The sequence below is a fragment of the Mesorhizobium sp. P3_A9 genome (assembly GCF_056402975.1).
Map to the genome: position 1 here is coordinate 1 of NZ_JBFUGJ010000301.1, position 7,073 is coordinate 7,073.

Sequence of the window (7,073 nt, forward strand, 5' to 3'; positions counted from 1 at the left end):
ACGCAATCCCTGTCGCAGCCACCAAGAGTGATGCGGCGCAGTTGAGGCTTCTCAAGAAGAAGAAAAACCCGACACCGGACGATCTCGCCCAGATCAAGAAGATCGAGGCCAAGATCGTTGCCGACAAGGAGGACGCCAAGGCCAAGGCGCTCGAAGCCAGGAAGCTGGCGATGCGTGAAGCTGCCAAGGCCAAGGCCGACGCGGAACGGCAGGCCTTCCTGGCCAAGAAGGGCAAGAGCGCACCGGCGACCGACGTGGCCGACGCCAAGCCGGCCAAGAAGACCACCAAAATCATCGAGCCGGTTGAACCGGTCACACCGATCCAGTCGGCCGAGCCGCTCCCGGCCGAGGCGATGAACGTCGCCTTGACCGGCAACAATGGGGAACTGCGCAGCGAGGTCATCGGCGGCCAGAAGCAGCCAAGTGGCGGTCTGTTCGCCGGCCTGTTCGGCGGGACCTCATCCGGCTCATCGATTCGCTATCTGCCCGAGACACGCGCGCTCGACCAGGCACTCGCCCAGAAGAACGCCAAGAAGCCGTTCAAGGTGAAGCCGGAATTCGTCCCCCAGGACGTGGAATTCACCGGCTACGATGCCGGCACCATCGTCATCGACACCAGTGCGCGCCGGCTCTATCTCGTCGAATCGTCGACCACCGCGCGTCGCTACGCCATCGCGGTCGGCCGTGAAGGCCTGCAGTTCAAGGGCACGGTTGCCGTCGGCGACAAGCAGGAATGGCCGCGCTGGATACCGACGCTCGACATGCAGAAGCGYGAGCCCAAGCACTAYGSCCAGTACAAGGACGGCATGCCCGGCGGYGGYCAGAACCCGCTCGGCGCSCGCGCCATCTATCTCTATGACGGCAAGAAGGACACGCATCTGCGTATCCACGGCACCATCGCGCCGCAGTCGATCGGCACCAGTGCCTCCAATGGYTGCTTCCGCATGATGAACGACCACGTCATGGACCTCTACAGCCGCGTCAGGGTCGGCACCAAAGTCGTCATCATCTGACGTTTTTATCATCATGCCGAAAGGGCCGGCTCAGCCGGCCCTTTTGTTTTGCCCGTTTACGATCAAGCCTGTTCGGTCGTGAAACCGGATCCACGTTTCGGGATCTTGGTCCAAGCGCCTTCTTGGGAAAAAGCCTTCGCGGTGGTTTTTTCTCTGGCGGAATCAATCCGGCCGCGTTAAGCGATGACTCCCATGGCGCGATATGTATTCATCACAGGCGGCGTGGTTTCCTCACTTGGAAAAGGCATTGCCGCAGCGGCCCTTGGGGCTCTCCTGCAGGCGCGAGGCTATCGCGCACGCATCAAAAAACTCGACCCTTACCTCAATGTCGATCCCGGCACGATGTCGCCGTACCAGCATGGCGAGGTGTTCGTTACCGATGACGGTGCCGAAACCGATCTCGATCTTGGCCATTACGAGCGCTTCACCGGCCGCTCGGCCAACCAGCAAGACAACATCACCACCGGCCGCATCTACAAGAACATCATCGAACGCGAGCGGCGCGGCGACTATCTCGGCGCSACMGTGCAGGTCATTCCGCACGTCACCGACGAGATCAAGAATTTCGTCCTCAACGGCAATGACGACTATGATTTCGTGCTGTGCGAGATTGGCGGCACTGTCGGCGACATCGAGGCGATGCCGTTCCTCGAGGCGATCCGCCAGCTCGGCAATGATCTGCCGCGCAACAATGCCGTCTACGTGCATCTGACGCTGATGCCTTACATCCCGACGGCGGGTGAGTTGAAGACCAAGCCGACCCAGCATTCAGTCAAGGAACTGCGCGGCATCGGCATCGCGCCCGACATCCTGCTGGTCCGTGCCGACCGCGCCATTCCCAAGGAAGAGCGCAGAAAACTGTCGCTGTTTTGCAATGTCAGGGAAAGTGCCGTCATCCAGGCGCTCGACGTGCCGCACATCTACGACGTGCCGATGGCCTACCACAAGGAAGGGCTTGATTCGGAAGTGCTGGCCGCGTTCGGCATCGACCCGGCGCCGAAGCCGCGCATGGAGCCATGGCAGAAGGTCTCGGACCGCATCCACAATCCGGAAGGCGAGGTGACCATCGCCATTGTCGGCAAATATACCGGCCTCAAGGATGCCTACAAATCGCTGATCGAGGCGCTTTCGCATGGCGGGTTGGCCAACCACGTCAAGGTCAAGCTCGACTGGATCGAATCGGAGATCTTCGAAAAGGAAGATCCGACGCCGTGGCTGGAAAAGGTGCATGGCATCCTGGTTCCCGGCGGCTTCGGCGAACGTGGCTCCGAAGGCAAGATCCTGGCGGCGAAGTTCGCGCGTGAGCGCAAGGTGCCGTATTTCGGCATCTGCTTCGGCATGCAGATGGCCTGTATCGAGGCGGCGCGCTCGCTGGCCGGCGTCGAGCACGCCTCTTCGAGCGAGTTCGGCCCAACCAACGAGCCGGTCGTCGGCCTGATGACCGAATGGCTGAAAGGCAACATGCTGGAGAAACGCCGCGAGACCGGCGATCTCGGCGGCACCATGCGGCTTGGCGCGTATCAGGCCGAGCTCGCCAAGGGCTCGAAGATCGCGGACATCTATGGCGACACACAGATTTCCGAGCGCCACCGCCACCGCTACGAGGTTAATATCGACTACAAGGAGCGGCTCGAGGATTGCGGCCTGGTGTTTGCCGGCATGTCGCCCGACGGCGTGCTGCCGGAAACGGTCGAGTATCCCGACCATCCCTGGTTCATCGGCGTGCAGTATCACCCCGAGCTGAAGAGCCGGCCGCTCGATCCGCACCCGCTGTTCGCCAGCTTCATCGAGGCGGCGGTCGAGCAGTCACGCCTGGTCTAAGCGTCCGCCAGGCAGGGCCTTTCATGCAGACCTATGTCGCGCTCCTCTACAGTATCATCTTGGGCGAGGGGCGCCGGGTCGTCATGTCGGACCTCAAGGCGATGGCGGATGGCCTCGGCCTCAGGAATGTCCGCACGCTGGTGGCGACCGGCAATCTGGTTTTCGAGGCTGAGAAGACTTCGATTGCCGGGCTTGAAAGACGGTTGGAGGCAGCCTTCGAAACGGCCTTTGGCCGCCACGTCGACATCATTGTCCGTGGCGCCGGAGATTGGCTGAAACTCGCGAACTGCAATCCATTTCCGGCCGAATCGGTAGAAGCTGGCGACCAGGTCGCGGTGCGCGTGATGCGCAAAGCTGTGGCCGAAGATGCCCTATCGGGACTTCAGGCCTATGCCGACGAGGACGAGAAGGTGCTCCTGGTCGGCGGTGACATATGGCTCGTGTTTTCGCGCGAAAGGCCAAGCTCGCGGCTGCTTGCCGCCGCTAACCACAAGCGCATGGGCATAGGCACGTCGCGCAACTGGAACACGGTGCGCAGATTGGCCGAGATGGTTGGCGGATAGCGTCTTCCCTTCTCCCCCTGCGGGAGAAGGTGGCCTCGCGAAGCGAGGTCGGATGAGGGGTGCTCCAGCTTGGCAATGACGGTGATCCGTCACGCACCCCTCAACCGTCTCGGCGCTGCGCGCCGATCCACCTTCTCCCACAAGGGGGAGTAGGGAAAAAGGGCCTCAGGCCTTCGCCGTCCTGGCACCGGCACTCACGGCGGCGGTGCGCAGCACGTAGTAGATGATGCCGGCGATGGCGACGCCGAAGAACCAGCCATAGACGCCCCACCAGGACGGCAGCCAGTTGGTGAAGTTGGGCAGGATCGASGAGAAGATGGCGCCGATGCCGGCGGCGATGAAGGCATTGACGTGCCAGCCGCCCTGGAASCGGAATTYGCCGTYYTCSCKRTAGAGCGCCTCGACGTCGACCTCRCSCTTCCGGATCAGATAGTAGTCGACCATCATSACSCCGAAGATCGGTCCCATCGTCGCGCCRATGAYGTTGACGAAATGCGCGGCACCGCCATCCCACGGCGCGAAGGGGTAGAGCAGCAGCGCGATCACGGCGGCGATATAACCACCCTTCTTGAAATCGATCTGCCTGGGAAAGACGTTGGAGAAGTCGAAGGCCGGCGAGACGAAGTTGGCGACGACGTTGATGCCTAGAGTGGCAACCGCGAAGGTCAGGGCGGCGAGGGCRGCCAGGAACCAGCTGTCGAACTTGGCCGAGATCTGGTCGGGGTGCAGCAACACTTCATGATAGACATCGTAGGCGGCAATGGTGGTGACGCCGGCGACCATCGAAAACAGGATGAGGTTGACCGGCAGGCCCCAGATGTTGCCTTTGCGCAGCGACGCCTGGTCAGGCGCATAGCGGGCGAAATCACAGAAGTTGAGATAGAGCGCCGAGAAATAGGTCACCCAGATCGCGGCCACGGCAAACAGCGCGGTCCACGAGCCCGGCGTGCCCGGCACGCCGGCATCCTTGGTCTTCTCCAAGAGCACGTCCATCGGGATGTCGCTGGTAAAGGCGAAGGTCCCCGATTTGACGCAGAGATAGACGGCCAGGAGCAGCATCATCACCCAGACCGCGGGCCCTGCCCAATCCTGGAAGCGGCGCACCGTCTCCATGCCGCGCTGGATGATCAGCAGTTGCAGCGCCCAGATGACGACGAAGCAGATCACTTCCAGGCCGGAATGACCGAGGAAATGCGTGTTGGCGTTGAAATCGGCGAACCATTGCGAGCGGATCAGCAGCGCGACGATGGCGCCCGATGCGGCGGCCGTCTGTGCGCCATACCAGAAGCAGGCGACGATGGCGCGCACCAGCGCTGGTATGTTGGCTCCCCAGATGCCGAAGGAAGCGCGGGCCAGCACGGGGTAGGGCACGCCTGTCTTCACGCCGGCATAGCCGACCATGTTCATCAGCACGTAGATGATCAGAGAGCCGATGCCGATGGCGATGATGAAGTTGACGAAGCCGCCGCAAAACAGGAACAGGCTGGCGGCGAGATAATAGCCCCACAGGCTGTGGACGTCCGACGTCCAGACGTTGAAGATCGAAAACGGTCCCCAGTTTCGAACCTTGGCCGGAGCCAGATCCTCGTTGTACAGATCAGGCGATGCGCCTTCTATAGTCACTGCAATATCCTCCCCTTGATTGGCCACGCGCCTCCACGCGGTGACGGTGCAGGTTAAGCCTGACGCAGGGGAACCGGCAASGGATCCATTTGCCGGCTTTGGCCTTAAAGATATTCAATGCGAACCGCGATTATCGAGGGGGCGCAACGGTGGGTCGCTGTTGGACCGACCTGTCAGGTGATTCGAATTTCGGCGATTCCGCCTAGGCTATGGCCATCACCCGCTTGTGGTCCTCGACTTCCGACAACAGCCAATCCTGAAACAGGCCGGTGCCCGGCTTGTTGCCGATGCTGCGGCGCTGGTGCAGGTAGATGCCGGCCGGATAGGTGTGGCGGGCGTCGAACGGCGCGACAAGTTTGCCTTGCTGCAGAAAATCCTGTGCCATCATCGTGTCGGCAAGTGCTATTCCGGCGCCATTGATAGCCTCGCGCATGATTAGTGTGCAGTCATCCAGCGTCGTGCTGGATTTCGGCGTCGTGTCCAAAACGCCTTCCTGCTCCAGCCAACGCTTCCATCTCATGGTCTCGCATTCATGGATCAGGTGATGATTGACCAGATCGGCGGGCGAGCGCAGCGGTACCGGCCCATCGAGCAGCGCTGGCGCGCAGACCGGCGTCAGAACCAGCGGGATCAGCAGCGTCAAGGCTGGGCCGGCCTTATAGACAAACTCGTCGACAATGGCCAAATCGAAGTTGGCGCGCTTGCCCGATGTTGAAATCTCCAGTTCCACAGCCGGATGCAGCTTGCGAAAGTTCGGCAGCCGGTCCGCCAGCCAAAGGTTCAGAACGGCCGGCACGCACAAGACCCGGACACGCTGGGTCCTGCCATGGCTCGGGCCGTCAGCGAGGCTGACATCGTCGGTGGCGCGCCAGATGGCCTCGAATGCTTCGGAGAGACTGCGCGCATAGTAAGAGCCGCGGATGGTCGGCGTTATCTGGCGAAAGCCGCGCTCGAACAGATCCTGGCCGAGATTTCTTTCCAGTGCACGGATGTGGCGGCTGATGGCAGAGGGTGTCAGGTGCAATTCCTCGGCTGCATCCTTGACGCTGCCGAGACGTGCGGCGGCCTCGAAAGCGCGCATGCCGTTGAGTGAGGGTAGGGCCATTGGCCGATCATGAATTGTCGGTTGAGTTTTTGTCAATCGACTTGGGCAAAATTGGCGTTTGATCACCCGCCCTGTTCAGGGATACCCAAAAGGTAAGAGCGACCAAGTCGCCATCTGAAAACAATTTATTTGGAGCCTCCGGCACCATTCCACCAAGGGCAGAGGCCAGCCAAACCGGTCTCCGCCATTGGCGGGAGAAGCTTTGCGCGTGATGGACACTGCGCCGAGGCTGGAGGTCACCCGCAAATGGGAGAATGCCAGTCTATGCCTCAATCGCCAGTGCCGGTCTTTGAAGCGACGGACGAGATTTCCGCGGAAACCTCTGTCGTCGTGATCTTGCAGACTGCCCAGACAGGCTTTGGCCCGCGGGCAGCGGCACTGGACGCTGAAATGAGCGGCATTCTCTCCCGTGCCTGTTCCGATCCTGCCACCTTGGTTGAATCCGGCACCTGCATCGATCTCATAGCACCCCAGGGCGTATCGGCTCGGCGCGTGATCGTCCTCGCCCTGGGCAAAGCCGAAGCCGTAAGCGCCCTGTCGCTGGCGCGCGCCGGCGGTTTGCTTGCAGCGCATCTGGAAAGCAAATGCGAATGCGCGGCGACGCTTGTCCTCGACCCCATTACCGGCGTTGATCTGCCGGGTGCGGAAATCCTGGCGCGGGTTGCGCTGGGCATGCGGCTGCGGCGCTATCGTTTCGACATGCGCAACCGGCGCCAAGGCGCGGGTGCGGACCGGACTTTGCGTATACAACTGGTCGGAGCAAGCGGTGCGGATCTGGCCCCGGCGCTGGCGCGGATCAATGCCATTGCGGACGGCGTCGAATATGCGCGCACGCTGGTCAATCTGCCGCCGAACCATCTCCATCCCGACAACTTCCACGATCATCTGGAGCCGCTGCGCGAAGCCGGCATCGATGTCGAAATGCTCGATGCCGCGCAGCTGAAAGAG

At 61.7% G+C, this 7,073-nt stretch carries 6 protein-coding genes; 4 read left to right on the plus strand and 2 right to left on the minus strand.

What is annotated here, in order from left to right; genetic code table 11:
* The 3 genes from AC1DX0_RS27795 to AC1DX0_RS27805 all read left to right on the plus strand — a co-directional run.
* The coding region (locus tag AC1DX0_RS27795) for a L,D-transpeptidase (protein ID WP_477357609.1) at positions 1-1,013 on the plus strand (1,013 nt) is incomplete at its 5' end.
* 183 nt (positions 1,014-1,196) lie between these two features.
* Positions 1,197-2,834, plus strand: coding sequence for a CTP synthase (locus AC1DX0_RS27800; RefSeq protein WP_475450740.1), 1,638 nt, complete (start codon positions 1,197-1,199; stop codon positions 2,832-2,834).
* A 23-nt stretch (positions 2,835-2,857) separates the two neighbouring features.
* Positions 2,858-3,397, plus strand: coding sequence for a DUF1697 domain-containing protein (locus AC1DX0_RS27805; protein ID WP_477220486.1), 540 nt, complete (start codon positions 2,858-2,860; stop codon positions 3,395-3,397).
* Positions 3,398-3,562: 165 nt separating this feature from the next.
* On the opposite strand, the gene AC1DX0_RS27810 is transcribed toward AC1DX0_RS27805, so the two are convergent.
* On the minus strand, positions 3,563-5,020 hold the full coding sequence (locus tag AC1DX0_RS27810; RefSeq protein WP_477357612.1) for an NCS1 family nucleobase:cation symporter-1: 1,458 nt from the start codon (positions 5,018-5,020) through the stop codon (positions 3,563-3,565).
* Positions 5,021-5,222: 202 nt separating this feature from the next.
* Positions 5,223-6,125, minus strand: coding sequence for a LysR substrate-binding domain-containing protein (locus tag AC1DX0_RS27815; protein WP_477220488.1), 903 nt, complete (start codon positions 6,123-6,125; stop codon positions 5,223-5,225).
* 264 nt (positions 6,126-6,389) lie between these two features.
* On the opposite strand from AC1DX0_RS27815, the gene AC1DX0_RS27820 reads away from it, so the two are divergent.
* The coding region (locus tag AC1DX0_RS27820) for a M17 family peptidase N-terminal domain-containing protein (RefSeq protein ID WP_477357615.1) at positions 6,390-7,073 on the plus strand (684 nt) is incomplete at its 3' end.